The following is a 16,303-nucleotide window of genomic DNA, read 5'->3' as shown; positions in this document are numbered from 1 at the left end:
AAGGGAAGCTATGAGTCTGGATTCCGTTAAGGCTTTTTTTGCGGCCAAAGCGCCTGAAATCGCAGTGATTGAACTGCCGACGAGCACCGCCACCGTTGTTCTCGCCGCCGAAGCACATGGCGTGGAACCGGGACAGATCGCCAAGACGCTTTCTTTTTCCGCCAAAAACCAGACCATTCTTATTGTCACCCGTGGCGATGCGCGTATCGATAATCGCAAGTTCAAGGATCAGTTCGGAACCAAGCCTCGTATGCTTGATGCCGAGACCGTTCTTGCCGAAACCAGCCATCCGGTCGGAGGCGTATGTCCGTTCGGCCTGCCGAGCGCCCTGCCCGTTTACTGCGATGTATCGCTGAAGAATTTCGAGGAAGTCGTGCCCGCTGCCGGAGCGACCAACAGTGCCGTGCGCATCGCTCCGCACAAAATGGCTGAGCTGGTCAGCGCCGAATGGATAGACGTTTGCCAGTAGGTCAGAATGGGCTTTTGCAGCGGGTCTGGGAGGAACTCGCGGTTATTTGATACCGGTAACAACTTTTCCCCTTTAAAGGTGAGAAAAGACTTCATATATTTTAAGAATGATTCTAAAGTGGGTTAAGAAACAGATATCCGCTTTAGCGCATGATCCGATCGAGCCTTGAACCTTTCCGGATCGCAAATGCGACAAGACCAGAATTTTGGAGCAGTTCCGAAACAGGGATAAACCGCTTTCGGTTTGGAATTGCGAACTCAAGGATTGGAGCATCGCGTCCTCGGCATCGAGGTTGCAGTTGTTCCGAGACGTGTTGAAAGGAACAGTGATGCGTCTTACCCGCCAGACGAATTATGCCGTTCGTATGCTCATGTATTGTGCTGCCAATGACGGCAAGCTCAGCCGCATTCCGGAAATCGCACGCGCCTACGGCGTTTCTGAGCTGTTTTTGTTCAAGATTCTTCAGCCGCTCGTTGAACATGGGCTGGTGGAAACTGTGCGTGGCCGCAATGGCGGCGTACGCCTCGGACGTGCAGCACAGGACATTTCGCTGTTCGATGTTGTGCGTGTGACCGAAGAAAACTTCGCCATGGCGGAGTGCTTCGAGAACGATGCCACCGAATGCCCACTGGTCGACAGTTGCGCACTCAATTCAGCGCTGCGCGAGGCACTCAATGCATTCTTCGCCGTGCTGATGAAGTACAGCATCGCAGACCTCGTCAAGGCGCGCCCGAACGTGCGACACCTGCTTGGTCTCGATGAAATGGAAGAAGAGCGCGTAGCGAGCTGATAATTCAGCGCGAAGTTTGAAATGAAAAGGTCCGGCTTTACGCCGGACCTTTTTTATTCTGCGGCTGCGCGATAGGCAGACTGGGGCAATACAAAAGGCACCCCCTTTTCCGGCGGGACACCCACCCGCAACGTGCATTCATAAACACGTTCGAGCCGCTCGTCGGTCAGTGCTTCGCGCGGTGTGCCCATCACATCAAGCTTGCCTCTGTTCATGACCGCAATACGGTCGGCGAACATGGCAGTCAGGTTGAGATCATGCAGGATAGCAATCACCCCGCCGCCCGCTGCCGCGAAATCTCTTGCAATCTCCATCACCACAATCTGGTGACGTATATCGAGACTTGAAATCGGCTCATCCAGAAAAAGATAGCGCGCCTCACCATCCACAACCGGTTTCCAGACCTGACAAAGAACACGGGCAAGCTGCACGCGCTGCTGTTCTCCGCCGGAAAGTTCCTGATAAAGCCGACCGCCGAAGCCAGCGAGATCAACCCTTTGCAAAGCGAGATCGGGCAAGCGCTTTTCTTCTTCGCGAGAAACGCCACTATAGCCGCCGGTGAGCCCGATCTTCACGATCTCGCGGACCGTGAAGGGAAACGACAAGGCGCTTGCCTGTGGAAGTACCGCCCGCCGCGCCGCCATCTGCCACGGCTTGATTTCAGCGAAGGAGCGACCGTCCAGATAGGCTGTTCCCGTGTAAGCGACGTCACCGGCAAGCGCACGCAACAGCGTAGTTTTGCCTGAACCGTTCGGCCCGACGATTGCGGTCACCTCGCCCGGATTAGCGGAGAAGGCAATGTCGCTAATGATGGTCTTGCCTGACAGGCTTACGCCCAATGCCTTTGTTTCAATCATGATAACCTCACAGATCGAGCAGGCCGCGCTGGCGCAGCAATATCCAGAGGAAGAACGGCGCGCCAAAAAGTGCGGTGATGATGCCAATCGGCAATTCTGCCGGGGCCACAATCGTCCGACTTACCGCATCCGCCAGAAGCAGAAGCGTAGCGCCGAGCAGCGCTGACGCTGGCAGGAGATAGCGATGGTCCGGACCAATGCTGAGGCGCAGCATATGCGGCACCACAATGCCGACAAAGCCGATCCCGCCAGCAACGGCGACAGTCGCGCCGGTAGCTGCCGCTACGGTAACGATAGCGATGTTTTTGATGCGTTGCACCTGAATGCCGAGATGACCGGCTGCAGCCTCGCCCAACGCCAGTGCGTTGAGACCACGCGCAAGCAAAGGTGAAACCACCAGAATGATGGCGATGATTGGTCCCGCAGCGCCAATCTTGGCCCAAGTGGAACCTGCAAGCGAACCAAGCCCCCAGAATGTCAGGTCGCGCAACTGTCGATCATCAGCCAGATAGATGAGCGCGCCGGTTGCAGCGCCCGCCAGGGCGCCAAGTGCAATACCTGCGAGCAGCATGGTTGCAACAGACGTGCGGCCCCGACGCGTCGCGACACGATAGAGCAGCAAGGTACTGGCAAGCCCGCCCAGAAATGCAGCCAGAGGCAAGGCATAGACGCCAAGGATCGCAATAACGGGAGCAAGAAAAGTGCCGCCCAGAACAATCATCGATACCGCGCCAAGTCCTGCCCCGGCAGACACCCCGACGAGACCCGGATCGGCCAGCGGATTGCGGAAAAGGCCCTGCATCACGGCACCGGAAACCGCCAACCCCGCCCCTATCAGCATACCCATGACGATACGCGGCAGGCGAATCTCCATGATGATCAGGTGATCGCGACGGAATGCATCCGCGCCTTCGGCTGCGCCGGAGGAGGTCAGAGCGCGCAGAACCGAAAGCACGGACGCATCCGAAGCGCCTGCTGTCAGGCTGAACAAAGCCGCGATGCATAAAGCAACGGCGAGCAATATGATGGTGAACCGTGCACGTGCAGCGCGGTCTCCCGTGATGTCACCTTCTGAGGTGGTGACTTCATTTTCTGATTGACGCGCTGCAAAGCGCTGTTCGCGCGCTACGCGACCTTGGCTGGTCATTTCGAATAATCCTTACAATCAGACTTGCGTGCTCTTCAATCCCGCAAGTCTGATTATGTTATTGCGCTGCAGAGGCGCCATAGAGTTTTGCTGACAGGTCCCGAATGGCAGAACCAGTTCGAGGCCCAAATCCCAACAGATACGACGCTTCCATCGAAACGACATTCTTGTTACGCCCTGCCGGTGTTGCAGCGATAATGGGATTCTTCAACAGCGATTCCGGCGTCATTCCGTCCGCTCCCGTATCCATCATCAGGATCATATCGGGCGCGGCCTTCTCGACGGCTTCGTCGGTTAGCTGCTTATATCCGTGAAATTCGGTGATGACGTTTTCACCACCGGCAAGCTCAATCATGCCATCGGCCGCAGTGCCTGTGCCCGAAACCATCATGCGCCCGCCGGGCGCCGACAGAACGAAAAGTACACGCTTGCGCAAACTGTGGCCAGCTGCGGCCTTCTCAGCCGCTTCGATATCGCGTGAGACTTCGCTCGCAAGCGCCCTGGCCTTCTCTTCCAGACCGAGAGCCTCGCCCACGATCTCGATTTTCTTGACGACGCTTTCGCCGGTATAGGTTTCCGGCACAACGATCATTGGCACAGACGCTTTCTTCAAAACATCGAGCGTATCCTGTGGGCCGCTGCCTTCAAGGAGCAGAATGCCGGTCGGATTGACCGAGAGCACACCTTCTGGTGCAAGCTGACGCATATATCCGATATCCGGCAGCTTCTTTACCGCGTCGGGATAGGCGCTTGTCTGGTCGCGCGCGGCGAGCATCTTTTCTGCGCCAAGAGCGTAGACGATTTCCGTCAGCGAGCCGCCGACGGAAACGATGCGCGACGTATCGCCGAAATGGTCGACGGCTTCTGCGCGTGCAGCACCACCAGCTGCCAGCGACAAAGCGATGGCAGCCAGAGCAGCTCCGCGCCTGAAGCGCAAGGAAATGAACGACATTGCCGTCACCTTATGCAGCGGAAGACTGTGGCAAACGCGGAAGATTTTCCGCGATCATGCGCCAGTCGGCCAGTTCGGCTTCGCCTTCATGACGCTCACCAAAGAACTGAACAATCAGTTCGCCATTGGCATCATAGGCCTCCAGCGACGTCACATGCCCGTCCTTCGTCGGCTTGCGCACAACCCAGACGTCAGCGATGTGATCGATGCGCAGATGCATATGGAACGTCGGGTCCAGCACGTTCAGCCACGGGCCCATCATCTTGATTTCATGGATTGGGCCAGTGTGAATCTGGATGCAGCCACGGCTTCCGACAAAGCACATGATGGGCAGCTTTTCCTGCACCGCATGGTTCATCATGGCCTCGACCGAGGACGTATCGACACGCCAGGCAAAATCATGACCGGCAAGATGCACGGCCTGATGGCGGTCCACACCGAAATCCTTCAACAGGCCAACGAACTGGTGTACATCGGTGAGTGCGCCCCAGCGTTCGCGGAATGCGTCGATATCGAGAAGCGATACGTCTGCCTTCGGTCCCTTTGTTGCAAGCGCGCTGGTCTCAACAGCTGGCGACTGATCGTCCAGCAGCAAATCGGCGACAAGAGCCTCATAGGCTTCAACGTTCGAAGCTGGGCGCAGATGAATCTTGAAAACCGCCTCGCCCGTGGCATCGAAAAATTGCAGGCTGCGACGCGTTGCTTCGCCATCCTGCTTGGCAACGGCAAAACCGTGAACCCAATGCTTCGGGAAAATACGAAGGTCGATTTCCTTGCCGAGCGCCAGCGAAGCATGTTGGCCCCAGATCGTCTTCTCAAAGGGCCCGATCTTTTCATGAACGACGCTCTCATTACGCGTCAGCGCCATGATTTCGCCGACAGCAGCAATGCGATTCAACAGCGTTTCGACATCGGCGCGAATACGCCGCGCCGAAATGGGGGCTGCTATATCCTGTCCGCAATGTGCTGCTACAAAATCGGCTTCTGATACACCGAGGCTCTGCGCAAAATCACGTTCGCGCATTTTCGGATTATCAGCCCGTGCCTTGAGGATTTGCTCTGGGGAGGGCTTGGAATGGGTCGTCATCTGATGGTTGCCTACTTGTTTAGGATGAGCTTGCCTTGGCGGGTGATCTTGAGACGATAGAGCGAACCGCCGTGCTCTATGCCCACTTCCCGGGAGCCGTCGAAGAGTTCGCGGCTGCCATAGGTTTTCAATTGCGGCTCAAGACCGCCTTCGCCGAAGCGAGGTTTCGCCTGAACTGGGACAGACCCGGTTGAATCGCTGCGGAGCTGGCTTTCAGGAATGCGATTTGCGGCTCGTTCGGAAACGGGTCCGCGTGGTAACCGCACCTGCATGTCGATATGGATTCGCCTGTTCATTTTCTCGCCTCAGCATCGACTTTCCACACGGTGATGACAGCAAATTTGTTTTGTTGACATCAACAGTCATGTTTATTAATCACTGCATTACTGGAATAATCGAGTCAAGTTTAAATCTCGCTTTTTCCGCGCAAGCCCGGAAGAAATCCTCTTCCCAGCCAGCACGCGCCTTCTCCCGAGGGGGAAGTCATAAACAATTGAATTTTTTAATTTCTTCGTCACCCATCGGGTCGGCGAAGCGCGTCTGGGTCATGAAGGAAACATTGGAAATGCGGGCGACTGGTGGGGTTCACAAACGGTCAATTCTGGCGAGCACGGGGCTTGCTGTCATTCTTGTGGCGTTGACGTCACAAGCCTTTGCGCAGGAACAGAAAGCTTCTGAAGAAGAAGCTGGCGTCGCGTTGAAGACGATCACCATTCGCAGAGCGAACGACGCTCAGGCGCCGACTTCCGTTGCGGCACCGGTTGGCAGGGTTGACCGCGAAGAGATCAATCGTTTCGGCGGCGCGAAGCTCGACGACGTGTTGCGCGGCACCGCTGGCGTGTTTACCTTGCAGAATGCTTCCAATCCCGGCGTTGCGGTCAATATTCGTGGTTTTGAAGGCTCCGGCCGCGTCAACATGATGATCGACGGCGTACCGCAGAGCTACCGCAACACCGCGCACGATGCGCAGGGCTATGCCTACATCGACCCGAACCTGTTATCTGAAATCGACGTGGCGCGCGGCGCTGTGACGACCGAAGGCGGCACTGGCCTTGCAGGCAGCGTCAATTTCCGCACGCTCGGCGTCGATGATGTCATTCTGGATGGCAAGGACAAGGGTGTTCTCGGCCGCGCTTCCTGGGGTAGCAATGGAACCGGCTTCTCCGAAATGCTGGCCGGTGCCGCCCGCGTCAATTCCATCGGGATTGTTGCTGCCATCAGTCGTCACGACTCCAACGATTACAAGAACGGCGACGGCGTGACCGTCGAGAAAACCGGCGAAGAACTGACTTCCGGCCTGTTCAAAGCTGAGTTCGGCCTTGGCGAAGACCAGAAGCTGACGCTTGGTGGCGTGCTCTACAACAACCACTACGGAACATATGCGAACGGCTACCGTCCGGGAACCTATACGATCTACGATATGTTCCTGCAGAACCGCACGTTCTTCGCACAGTACAACTACAATCCGTCCGACAACGATCTTATCGGCCTCGACGTCAACCTCTACCACAACAGCACATTGCAGAACTGGGAAGACGGCAATGGTAGCTTCGTAGGACGGCAGGTTTCGACCGAAACCACCGGCATGACGGCCTCGAACACGTCGCGCTTCACCTTCGGCGAAGTGGCGGTCGCGTGGAAGAACGGCTTTGAAATCAACCGCGACACCGCTGGCGGCACCAAAACGGGCGTCAACCCGACAGATGCCACATCCAATCGCGGCGCGGTCTTCTCGGAAGCGACATGGAATTATCAGGCCCTGCAGGTCGTCACCGGTCTCCGCTATGATTATTTCAAGCTCGAAAGCGACGACAGCTCGATTTCGAACAGCGACAGCGAGTTCAGCCCCAAAGTCACCGTTGCCTATAACCTGACCGACTGGTTGCAGCCCTACATCACCTATGCGCATTCCATGCGTTCGCCGAGCCTACAGGAAACATTCCTTGGTGGTGTGGCGCATACCGGTCAGCAGCCAATGCACGGCAATCCCAATCTTCGTCCTGAAAAGCAGCGCGGCTGGGAATTCGGCGTCAATATCGCTCGCGATGGCATCCTGACTGCTGAAGACGGACTACGCCTCAAGGCTAATTACTACACGATGCGTGTTGAGGATTACATCACGGCTGCATCCGACTACAGCCAGTTCATCAATGTCGACGGCACTTCGACAGTGAAGGGCTTCGAACTCGACGCGCGTTATGATGCGGGCTTCGCGTTCGGTGGCATTGCTTATACGCATTCCACCTCTGAACTGCCTGAGCAGACAGCTGGCATGGGCGCAAACCAGTATTTGCCGGAAGATGTCGTAACGGTTACCGCCGGTGCGCGTTTCTTCGAGCGCAAGCTCGAAAGCGGTCTGCGCGTTCAGCACGTTTCGAGCGGCAAAAGCATCAGCGGAAACGATACCGATCCCTACACGCTGGTCGACGTCTTCGCGAAATACAAGTTCACCGACACGGTCGATCTTTCGCTTCAGGTGCTGAACATCGCCGACAAGGAATATACCCCTGCCCTCAGCACCTATGGTTCTGGTCGCGGACGTACATTCCTCGTCTCGACACAGTTCCAGTTCTAAAACTTTGGGAGGCGTTCTCGCCTCCCGTTCATGATCGTCACATCTTCGAAGACCGACCAACCTGACCGCGGCGGCCTTCTGATCCCGAGATGTGACGCGGCGGGTGCGGCCCCTACCGCTGCACTCGCCAAAAGTTATATAAAGTAGCCAATCCCAAACCTGATGGAAAAGGATCAGCAATGTTCATAGCCATGAATCGCTTCAAGGTTCGCGTCGGCAGCGAAGCCGACTTCGAGACCGTATGGAAAAACCGCGACTCGAAACTGTCCGAACTTCCCGGTTTCGAGAGTTTTCACCTTCTCCGCGGTGCTACCAATGAAGAGGAAGGCTACACGCTTTATGCTTCGCACACGGTCTGGCGCAACCGCGATGATTTCGTCGCCTGGACGAAGTCCGAACAGTTTCGCGATGCGCATCGCAATGCCGGAGACAACAAGCCGCTCTATCTGGGACCTCCGCAGTTTGAAGGCTTCAGCGCCGTTCTCAGCTCCTGACGCACGGTAGAAACGCCTATCCACAAGGTGCGGCGAAATAGCGCATAATGTCATAGCGGCGCCATTTGGAGGCCGCTATGACGATAGTAAAGCACCAATTATCTTTTAAAGATGGGTAGTTAACTCATATTTAGAATGATTCTAACTTATTGATTTTTAGAACATTTCAAAAACATAAAAATTGACAGAACGGAGCCCTACCGGCCATAACCTGACTTAATTTGGTGGGTTTTATAAACGCCACTTAAGTAATGCCTTTAATGTTCGGGCCTTTAACCCTTGCAGTTGGAGGAACCATTGACCGGTTCAGTTCGGCCTTGCGCCACGAGTAAAATAAAGCTGCCAGTTTTTCAGGTCAGCAACACAGTTGAAGTAAAGAGCGAGCCGGTAAAGTCTCTCCAGTCGACGCTTTTTGCGTTTGATTTCTGCTTTGTGGGCATGGGAGATACTTCCTCATGCTAGTCTGCAGCTGTAACGTTATTACCGATAAAGACATTGAAGCCGTTGTTATTGAGCTTCTCGATCAGGATTGCTGGCAACTTATCGTTCCTGGCACCGTCTATAATGTCATGTCCAAACGCGGCCGTTGCTGTGGCTGCTTCCCAAACGTCGTGGAAACGATCATAAGGGTGACTGAAGAGTATCATCTTCGTCATAACCAAATGGACGAAAACGTGGTCCAGTTCATGGATCGTGTACGTTCTCTACGCGACAAATTCGGGAGTTCATGGAATGAAAGGCGAACCAAAGGTCATCGAGCGGCTTAACGAGGCATTGTTCCTCGAGCTTGGCGCTGTAAACCAGTACTGGCTTCACTACCGCCTCCTCAACGACTGGGGCTTCACGCGTCTTGCCAAGAAGGAACGTGAAGAATCCATCGAAGAAATGCATCACGCAGACAAGCTGATTGACCGCATTATCTTCCTCGAAGGTCACCCGAACCTGCAGACCGTAGCTCCGCTGCGCATCGGCCAGAACGTCAAGGAAGTTCTCGAAGCCGACCTTGCAGGTGAGTACGACGCACGCGCTTCCTACAAGAAGTCCCGCGAAATCTGCGACGAACTCGGCGACTATGTTTCCAAGCAGCTTTTCGATGAGCTTCTGGCGGATGAGGAAGGTCATATCGACTTCCTCGAAACCCAGCTCGACCTCCTCGCCAAGATCGGCGAAGAGCGTTATGGCCAGCTCAATGCGGCTCCAGCCGATCAGGCTGAGTAAGCCAAATCCGCTTTGCGAATGGAAGCCGGGGCTTTGCGCTCCGGCTTTTTTTATCATCTCAACTTTACCGTTGCCCCTTTATCGTGATATTGCGCGCGCAATTTCCGATATTTTGCAAGGTTCTCCCAATGAGCGCACCGCGCGTCAGTTTCGTTTCTCTTGGCTGCCCGAAGGCGCTTGTCGATTCCGAACGCATCATCACCAGCCTTCGCTCCGAGGGCTATGAAATCTCCCGCAAGCATGACGGTGCCGATCTGGTGATCGTCAATACCTGCGGCTTTCTTGATTCCGCACGCGATGAATCGCTGGATGCCATTGGCCTTGCTCTCAACGAGAACGGCAAGGTCATCGTAACCGGCTGCCTTGGCGCAGAACCCGATGTCATCCGTGAGCGCCATCCGAACGTACTGGCCATCACCGGCCCGCAGGCTTATGAAAGCGTAATGAGCGCGGTGCATGAAGCCGTCCCTCCCGCGCACGATCCATTTGTGGACCTGGTGCCGCCGCAGGGTGTGAAGCTGACCCCGCGCCATTATGCCTACCTCAAAATCTCCGAAGGCTGTTCGAACCGCTGCTCCTTCTGCATCATTCCGGCGCTGCGCGGCGATCTCGTCTCGCGCCCGATCGATCAGGTGCTGCGTGAAGCGGAGAAGCTGGTCAATGCAGGCGTGAAGGAAATCCTCGTCATCTCGCAGGATACGAGCGCCTATGGCCTCGACATCAAGTATCAGGAAGCCATGTGGCAGGACCGCACGGTTCGCACCAAGTTCCTCGACCTCTCGCGTGAACTGGGCGATATGGGCGTGTGGGTGCGTATGCACTACGTATACCCTTACCCGCATGTCGATGAAGTCATTCCGCTGATGGCTGAAGGCAAGATTCTGCCTTATCTGGATATTCCTTTCCAGCACGCCTCCCCGGCGGTTCTGAAGAATATGCGCCGTCCGGCACATCAGGAAAAGACCTCGCGCCGCATTCAGGCCTGGCGTGAGACCTGCCCGGACCTGGCCGTGCGTTCCACCTTTATCGTCGGCTATCCCGGCGAAACGGAAGACGATTTCGAAATACTTCTCGACTGGCTCGATGAAGCCAAGATCGAACGCGCCGGCTGCTTCAAATATGAACCGGTCAAGGGCGCAAAAGCCAATGACCTCGGTCTTGAGCAGGTTCCAGAAGAAATCAAGGAAGCCCGCTGGCATCGTTTCATGGCCAAGCAGCAGCAGATTTCGACCAATCTCCTCAAGAAGAAAGTTGGCAAGCGCCTGCCGGTCATCATTGATGAAGCAAACGGCACAATCGGCAAAGGCCGTACACGCTATGACGCTCCGGAAATCGACGGCAGCGTTCACATCCAGTCGCGCCGCCCGCTACGCGTCGGCGACATCGTAACGGTGAAGATCGAGGCGAGCGACGCTTACGATCTGCATGGTATCGCGGTCTGATGGCGGCGGAAGCTGCCATAGCGATCAGAAAAGCCGCCGCGGCTGACGTGGCGGCAATTATCGCCATGCTCGCCGATGATGCGCTCGGCGCACAGCGCGAAGATGCGAGCCTCCCCTTGCGGGATTCCTATCGCAGCGCCTTTGCGGCAATCGATGCCGATCCCAATCAGCTCCTGGCTGTCGTTGAACATGATGGCGAGATCATTGGTTGCATGCAAATCAGCTTTATACCCGGCCTGTCGCGGATGGGCATGTGGCGCGGACAGATCGAAAGCGTGCGGATTGCGAGCCATATTCGTGGCGGCGGAGTAGGCCGTCAGATGATCGTTTGGGCAATCGAGCAATGCCGTGAACGCGGCTGCGGCCTTGTGCAACTGACGACCGATAAGTCGCGTTCCGACGCGCTGCGTTTTTATCAGTCGCTCGGCTTCACCGATAGTCATGAAGGACTTAAGCTATCGCTTTAACAAATAGCTTCAATATTTTGTAAGAAAATAAAAGGGCGCTTTGAGCGCCCTTCTTTGTTTCTGTATGGAACCGCTTACTGCGGCAGCTTGTCGTCCACGCCAGCGACGTAGAAATTGAGGCCAAGCAAGGTCTTGTCGTCAGCCTGCTCGCCTTCTTTCAGCCAGACGGAACCGTCCTGCTTCGTGATCGGACCGGTGAAAGGCTTCAGTTCGCCCGACTTGATCTTGGCTTCGGTTTCTTCGGCCAATTTCTTCACATCGTCCGGCATGTTGGTATAAGGCGCCATCTTCACGAGGCCTTCCTTCATGCCCCACCAGATGTTTTGGCTCTTCCACGAACCGTCGAGAGCAGCCTTGGCGCGATCGATGTAGTAAGGGCCCCACTCGTCCACGACAGCGGTAAGCTGCGTGTCAGGCGCAAACTTGATCATGTCCGAAGCCTGACCGAAAGCCTTGATGCCGCGATCATGCGCCACCTGAATGGCAGCGGTGGAATCGGTGTGCTGGGTGATGATGTCTACACCCTGGTCGATCAGTGCCTTGGCTGCATCAGCTTCCTTGCCCGGATCGAACCACGAATTGACCCAGATCACCTTGACCTTGAAGTCGGGATTAACCGACTGCGCGCCGAGCATGAACGCATTGATGCCCTGAACGACTTCCGGCACCGGTACGGAGGCGATGTAACCGGCAACACCCTTGGTCGACATCTTGGCGGCGATCACGCCCTGCACATAACGGCCTTCATAGAAGCGCGCATTATAGGCAGACATGTTGTCGGCAGTCTTGTAGCCGGTCGCATGTTCGAACTTCACGTCCGGGAATTTCTTGGCAACCTTGAGGGTCGGATCCATATAGCCGAACGACGTCGTGAAGATCAGCTTGTTGCCAGCACGCGCCAGACGTTCGATGGAACGTTCAGCATCGGCACCTTCCGGAACGCTTTCCAGAAAGGTGGTTTCGATCTTGTCGCCGAGTGCCTCGACCAGTTCCTTGCGGGCCTGATCGTGCTGATAGGTCCAGCCAAAATCGCCCGGAGGTCCGATATAAATGAAACCGATCTTCAGTTTTTCTTCTGCATGCGCCGCGCCGCCGAGCATAAAGCTCGCCGCAGTGGCAATCGCCATAAGCGTCTTTTTCATGTTCCCTGCACTCCTTGTTTTTACCCTCTAACCAAAACGAAAACCCTTGGGACGGTTTACGTCTACCCCTCAGCCGTTCGTTCTACCGGTCTGGCACGAACGGCTTGCCGAGCGAAGCCGGCGTATTCATCATCGTCAGGCGCTTGTTGCGCGATATGATGACCAGCACCACAATCGTCGCGAGATAAGGCAGCGCAGACAGAAACTGCGATGGCAGGCCAAAGCCCAGCGCCTGCGCGTGAAGCTGACCGATGGTCACCGCACCGAACAAGTAAGCGCCGATCAATACGCGCCATGGCCGCCACGATGCGAACACGACAAGCGCAAGTGCGATCCAGCCACGACCGGCCGTCATGTTTTCCACCCATTGCGGCACGTAGACGAGTGACAATTGCGCGCCTGCAAGACCAGCACAAGCACCGCCGAACAAAACCGCCAGAAAGCGCGTGCGCACCACATGCACGCCGAGCGCATGGGCCGAGCCATGGCTGTCGCCGATGGCGCGCAATGTAAGCCCTGCCCGCGTACGGAACAGAAACCATGCCACGCCGACGACCAGCAGGATCGAAAGATAGAAGATCGGATCCTGTCCGAAGAAGAACCGCCCGACAAGCGGCAGATCGGTCAGATAGGGAATATGGATGGCTTCAAGCCGGACACCGGGAAGCCCGACAAAGCTTTCACCGAGCAAGGCCGATGCTCCAACGCCAAGGATCGTCAGCGCCAGCCCGGTTGCGACCTGATTGGTGACGAGTATGAGCGTCAGAAAGCCAAAAATAGCGGAGAAAAGCGCACCGACCAGAACGGCGGCAAACAAGCCCAACCAGGCCGAACCGGTCATTTGTGCAATGGCGAAGCCGGACACGGCCCCCATCAGCATCATGCCCTCGACACCAAGATTGAGCACGCCGGAACGTTCAACAACCAGTTCGCCGATGGCAGCGATCAGGAGCGGCGTCGCTGCTGTTGCAATTGTGAGAAGAATAGCCTGCGTCAAATCCATGGGATCAGGCCTTTCCCGCTTGGCGACCGGATATGAAGCGAATGCGATAAAGGATGAGTGTATCGCAAGCGAGAACGAAGAACAGGATCATGCCCTGAAACACGCGCGCAGATTTTTCGGAGATGCCGATAGCAACCTGTGCAGCTTCGCCTCCAAGATAGGAAAGCGCCAACACCAGACCGGCTGCTATTGCTCCCAGCGGATTGAGGCGTCCCAGAAACGCGACGATGATCGCCGTAAAACCGTAGCCCGGAGATATGACCGGACGAAGCTGACCGATGGCACCGGAGGTTTCCGCGATGCCCGCGAGACCGGCAAGGGCACCGGAAACCGCAAAGACGAAGAACACTATCTTGCCCGCGCTGAAACCCGCGAAACGCCCTGCTCTCGGACTTTGACCGATCACCTTGACCTCAAAACCCTTCAGCGTGTGCTTGAGCAGGAGCCAGACGACAACCGCTGCAACGAGCGCAAAGATGAAGCCCCAATGCGCGCGGCCCGATGCGCTCCAGATTTCCGGCAGAATGGCACTATCGCTGAACTGGCGAGTTTCCGGGAAATTATATCCTTCCGGGTTGCGCCATGGCCCGCGCACCAGCCAGTCGAGGAACAGCTGCGCGACATAGACAAGCATAAGGCTGGTCAGGATTTCATTGGTATTGAAGCGCACTTTCAGCAAAGCGGGAATGGATGCATAGGCCGCGCCGCCTGCCATCCCCATCAGCATCATCAGGGGCAGAACCACCCAAGACTGCAGATCAGGGAACATGACGGGCAGGATCGATCCCGCTATGGCACCGGCGATGAACTGCCCCTCGGCACCGATATTCCAGTTGTTGGACAGAAAGCAGACGCAGAGGCCGACCGCGATCAGGATCAGCGGCGCAGCCTTCACGAGCAATTCATGCCAAGACCAGATGTCGAACAAAGGCTCGACAAAGAAGACATAAAGCGCATGCAACGGATCCTTGCCCATCAGCGCAAAAGCAAGTCCGCCGAAAATCAGTGTCAACGACAGTGCCAGCAATGGTGACAAAGCACTGAAAAGTCTCGACGGCTGCGGGCGTTTGACGAGTTCAATCCGCATCATGCAGCTCCCGCCTCTCCTGAGATACCGCCCATCAAAAGACCGATCTTTTCCAGCGTTACATCGGCAATCGGCAGAGGATCGGAGAGCTGGCCATGATTCATCACGGCAATGCGGTCACTGATTTCAAGAAGCTCATCAAGGTCCTGACTGATGACGAGAACTGCGGAACCGGAGCGCGCAAGATCGACAAGTGCCTGCCGGATATGTGCTGCGGCACCGGCATCCACGCCCCATGTCGGCTGGTTCACAACCATGACCGATGGTGAGCGATCAAGCTCGCGCCCGATAATGAATTTCTGCAGGTTTCCGCCAGAAAGTGCAGATGCGGGCGGATTTTCAGCACTCTTGCGCACATCCATCCGTTCAATGATGCGTTTTGCAGCCAATCGAAGCGCGCTCTCTGCGATCAGCTTCATCTTGCCACCACGCAGGAACATCTTTGCGTCGGTCTTGTATCGCGACAAGAACAGATTGTCGGTCAGCGTCATGGTCGGAACAGCACCGTGACCAAGCCGCTCCTCCGGGACGAAGGCTGCCCCCATCATGCGGCGGTCGCTGATGCCGGCCTTGCCTGCATCCTTCCCGCGAATGCGCACATTCGATGGATTTGACTGCAGCACTTCACCCGAAACAGCTTCGAAGAATTCACCTTGCCCGTTGCCTGCAACACCGGCAATGCCAACGACTTCGCCTGCGGCGACCGAGAGAGAAATATCTTTCAATGCCGTCGAAAATGGCCCACGCGGCGGTTGCGACAGTGACTTGATTTCAAAAAGCGCGTCATTACCGACATCTACCGCCGCCGCGATAGGACTGCGTGCTACAACATTGATATCATTACCGACCATCATACGGGCGAGCGACGCGGCGGTTTCCTTGCGCGGATCGCAATGCGCAACGACCTTGCCATGCCGCAACACGGTTGCGCGGTCACAGAGGCGTTTCACTTCCTCCAGACGATGGCTGATATAGAGGATCGACTTGCCTTCGGCTTTCAGGCGCTCCAGCGTTTCAAACAACTTGTCGGCTTCTTGCGGCGTCAGCACCGAAGTCGGCTCATCAAGGATGATGAGATCCGGCTCCTGAAGAAGACAGCGCACGATTTCGATACGCTGACGTTCGCCGACGGACAGATCACCAACATGGGCCTGCGGGTCGACCGGAAGACCGTACGTCTTGCCAACCTCACGCGCACGCTTCGCAACGTCTGAAAGCGGCAGCGAACGGTCGAGCGACAAGGCAATGTTCTCAGCGGCAGTCAGCGAGTCGAACAGCGAAAAATGCTGAAAAACCATGCCTATGCCAAGTTTTCTTGCGGCGGCCGGTTCGTCTATCGTGACAGGTTGCCCCTTCCAGACGATTTCGCCTTCAAGTGGCTGCAACGCGCCGAACAACATTTTCACAAAGGTGGATTTTCCGGCGCCGTTTTCACCCAGAAGCGCGTGAATTTCGCCTTCCCCGATGGTGAGATCGACACCATCGCAGGCCCGCAGCTGACCAAATACTTTCGTGAGCCGGCGGACATCCAGAAGAGGCCGGTCGGTTAAAGGCGCTGTCATTGTTCCCCAAA

At 56.2% G+C, this 16,303-nt stretch carries 17 protein-coding genes; 8 read left to right on the top strand and 9 right to left on the bottom strand.

What is annotated here, in order from left to right; all coding sequences use genetic code 11:
• Window positions 1-10: 10 nt before the first annotated feature.
• A complete protein-coding gene (locus ABDF71_RS14565) occupies window positions 11-469 on the top strand; it encodes a YbaK/EbsC family protein (protein WP_036586256.1) in 459 nt (152 codons plus the stop codon).
• Between the two features lie 328 nt (window positions 470-797).
• Window positions 798-1,259 (top strand): iron-responsive transcriptional regulator RirA, encoded by a 462-nt coding sequence (rirA, locus tag ABDF71_RS14560; protein WP_010658815.1) that lies wholly within the window; start codon window positions 798-800, stop codon window positions 1,257-1,259.
• 53 nt (window positions 1,260-1,312) lie between these two features.
• Here rirA and ABDF71_RS14555 read toward each other — a convergent pair whose 3' ends face one another.
• The 5 genes from ABDF71_RS14555 to hemP are packed head-to-tail and all read right to left on the bottom strand — an operon-like array spanning window position 1,313 to window position 5,523.
• Entirely contained in the window at window positions 1,313-2,116 is an 804-nt protein-coding gene (locus tag ABDF71_RS14555; RefSeq protein WP_010658816.1) for a heme ABC transporter ATP-binding protein, read from the bottom strand.
• A 7-nt stretch (window positions 2,117-2,123) separates the two neighbouring features.
• Complete coding sequence (locus ABDF71_RS14550; RefSeq protein ID WP_010658817.1) at window positions 2,124-3,263, bottom strand: FecCD family ABC transporter permease; 1,140 nt, start codon at window positions 3,261-3,263, stop codon at window positions 2,124-2,126.
• Window positions 3,264-3,321: 58 nt separating this feature from the next.
• Window positions 3,322-4,215, bottom strand: a complete 894-nt coding sequence (locus ABDF71_RS14545) for a heme/hemin ABC transporter substrate-binding protein (RefSeq protein ID WP_036586254.1) — start codon at window positions 4,213-4,215, stop codon at window positions 3,322-3,324.
• Window positions 4,216-4,225: 10 nt separating this feature from the next.
• Complete coding sequence (locus ABDF71_RS14540; RefSeq protein ID WP_012093009.1) at window positions 4,226-5,302, bottom strand: hemin-degrading factor; 1,077 nt, start codon at window positions 5,300-5,302, stop codon at window positions 4,226-4,228.
• Between the two features lie 11 nt (window positions 5,303-5,313).
• Window positions 5,314-5,523 (bottom strand): hemin uptake protein HemP, encoded by a 210-nt coding sequence (gene hemP / locus ABDF71_RS14535; RefSeq protein WP_373418745.1) that lies wholly within the window; start codon window positions 5,521-5,523, stop codon window positions 5,314-5,316.
• A gap of 272 nt (window positions 5,524-5,795) precedes the next feature.
• Between hemP and ABDF71_RS14530 the strand changes: the two genes are divergently transcribed.
• The 6 genes from ABDF71_RS14530 (at window position 5,796) to ABDF71_RS14505 (ending at window position 11,498) form a co-directional block, all read left to right on the top strand.
• Window positions 5,796-7,877 (top strand): TonB-dependent receptor domain-containing protein, encoded by a 2,082-nt coding sequence (locus ABDF71_RS14530; RefSeq protein WP_235784332.1) that lies wholly within the window; start codon window positions 5,796-5,798, stop codon window positions 7,875-7,877.
• Window positions 7,878-8,056: 179 nt separating this feature from the next.
• Window positions 8,057-8,371 (top strand): heme-degrading protein HmuQ, encoded by a 315-nt coding sequence (gene hmuQ, locus ABDF71_RS14525; RefSeq protein WP_029927389.1) that lies wholly within the window; start codon window positions 8,057-8,059, stop codon window positions 8,369-8,371.
• A gap of 455 nt (window positions 8,372-8,826) precedes the next feature.
• Complete coding sequence (locus tag ABDF71_RS14520) at window positions 8,827-9,138, top strand: (2Fe-2S)-binding protein (RefSeq protein ID WP_012093011.1); 312 nt, start codon at window positions 8,827-8,829, stop codon at window positions 9,136-9,138.
• On the top strand, window positions 9,104-9,589 hold the full coding sequence (gene bfr, locus ABDF71_RS14515; RefSeq protein WP_010658824.1) for a bacterioferritin: 486 nt from the start codon (window positions 9,104-9,106) through the stop codon (window positions 9,587-9,589). The genes ABDF71_RS14520 and bfr overlap by 35 nt, the downstream gene beginning before the upstream one ends.
• Window positions 9,590-9,717: 128 nt before the next feature.
• The gene (gene rimO / locus ABDF71_RS14510) at window positions 9,718-11,031 is read left to right on the top strand and encodes a 30S ribosomal protein S12 methylthiotransferase RimO (protein WP_151664296.1); all 1,314 of its coding nucleotides are present in this window, start codon (window positions 9,718-9,720) and stop codon (window positions 11,029-11,031) included.
• Entirely contained in the window at window positions 11,031-11,498 is a 468-nt protein-coding gene (locus ABDF71_RS14505) for a GNAT family N-acetyltransferase (RefSeq protein ID WP_010658826.1), read from the top strand. Before rimO ends, ABDF71_RS14505 begins: the two co-directional genes overlap by 1 nt.
• Before the next feature lie 74 nt (window positions 11,499-11,572).
• Here ABDF71_RS14505 and ABDF71_RS14500 read toward each other — a convergent pair whose 3' ends face one another.
• The 4 genes from ABDF71_RS14500 to ABDF71_RS14485 all read right to left on the bottom strand — a co-directional run bounded on the left by ABDF71_RS14500 (window position 11,573) and on the right by ABDF71_RS14485 (window position 16,292).
• Complete coding sequence (locus ABDF71_RS14500) at window positions 11,573-12,640, bottom strand: BMP family ABC transporter substrate-binding protein (protein ID WP_010658827.1); 1,068 nt, start codon at window positions 12,638-12,640, stop codon at window positions 11,573-11,575.
• 82 nt (window positions 12,641-12,722) lie between these two features.
• Window positions 12,723-13,643, bottom strand: coding sequence for an ABC transporter permease (locus ABDF71_RS14495; RefSeq protein WP_029927385.1), 921 nt, complete (start codon window positions 13,641-13,643; stop codon window positions 12,723-12,725).
• A 4-nt stretch (window positions 13,644-13,647) separates the two neighbouring features.
• Window positions 13,648-14,730 carry an ABC transporter permease gene (locus ABDF71_RS14490; RefSeq protein ID WP_029927383.1) on the bottom strand — a complete coding sequence of 361 codons (1,083 nt, stop codon included), beginning with the start codon at window positions 14,728-14,730 and terminating at the stop codon, window positions 13,648-13,650.
• A complete protein-coding gene (locus ABDF71_RS14485) occupies window positions 14,730-16,292 on the bottom strand; it encodes an ABC transporter ATP-binding protein (protein WP_258124336.1) in 1,563 nt (520 codons plus the stop codon). The genes ABDF71_RS14490 and ABDF71_RS14485 overlap by 1 nt, the downstream gene beginning before the upstream one ends.
• Window positions 16,293-16,303: the final 11 nt, after the last annotated feature.

Origin of the sequence: Ochrobactrum sp. WV_118_8 (assembly GCF_039631535.1) — a bacterium.
GTDB lineage: Bacteria > Pseudomonadota > Alphaproteobacteria > Rhizobiales > Rhizobiaceae > Brucella > Brucella anthropi.
Note: the sequence above shows the minus strand (reverse complement) of the source record. Positions and strands in the feature narration are given on the sequence as shown.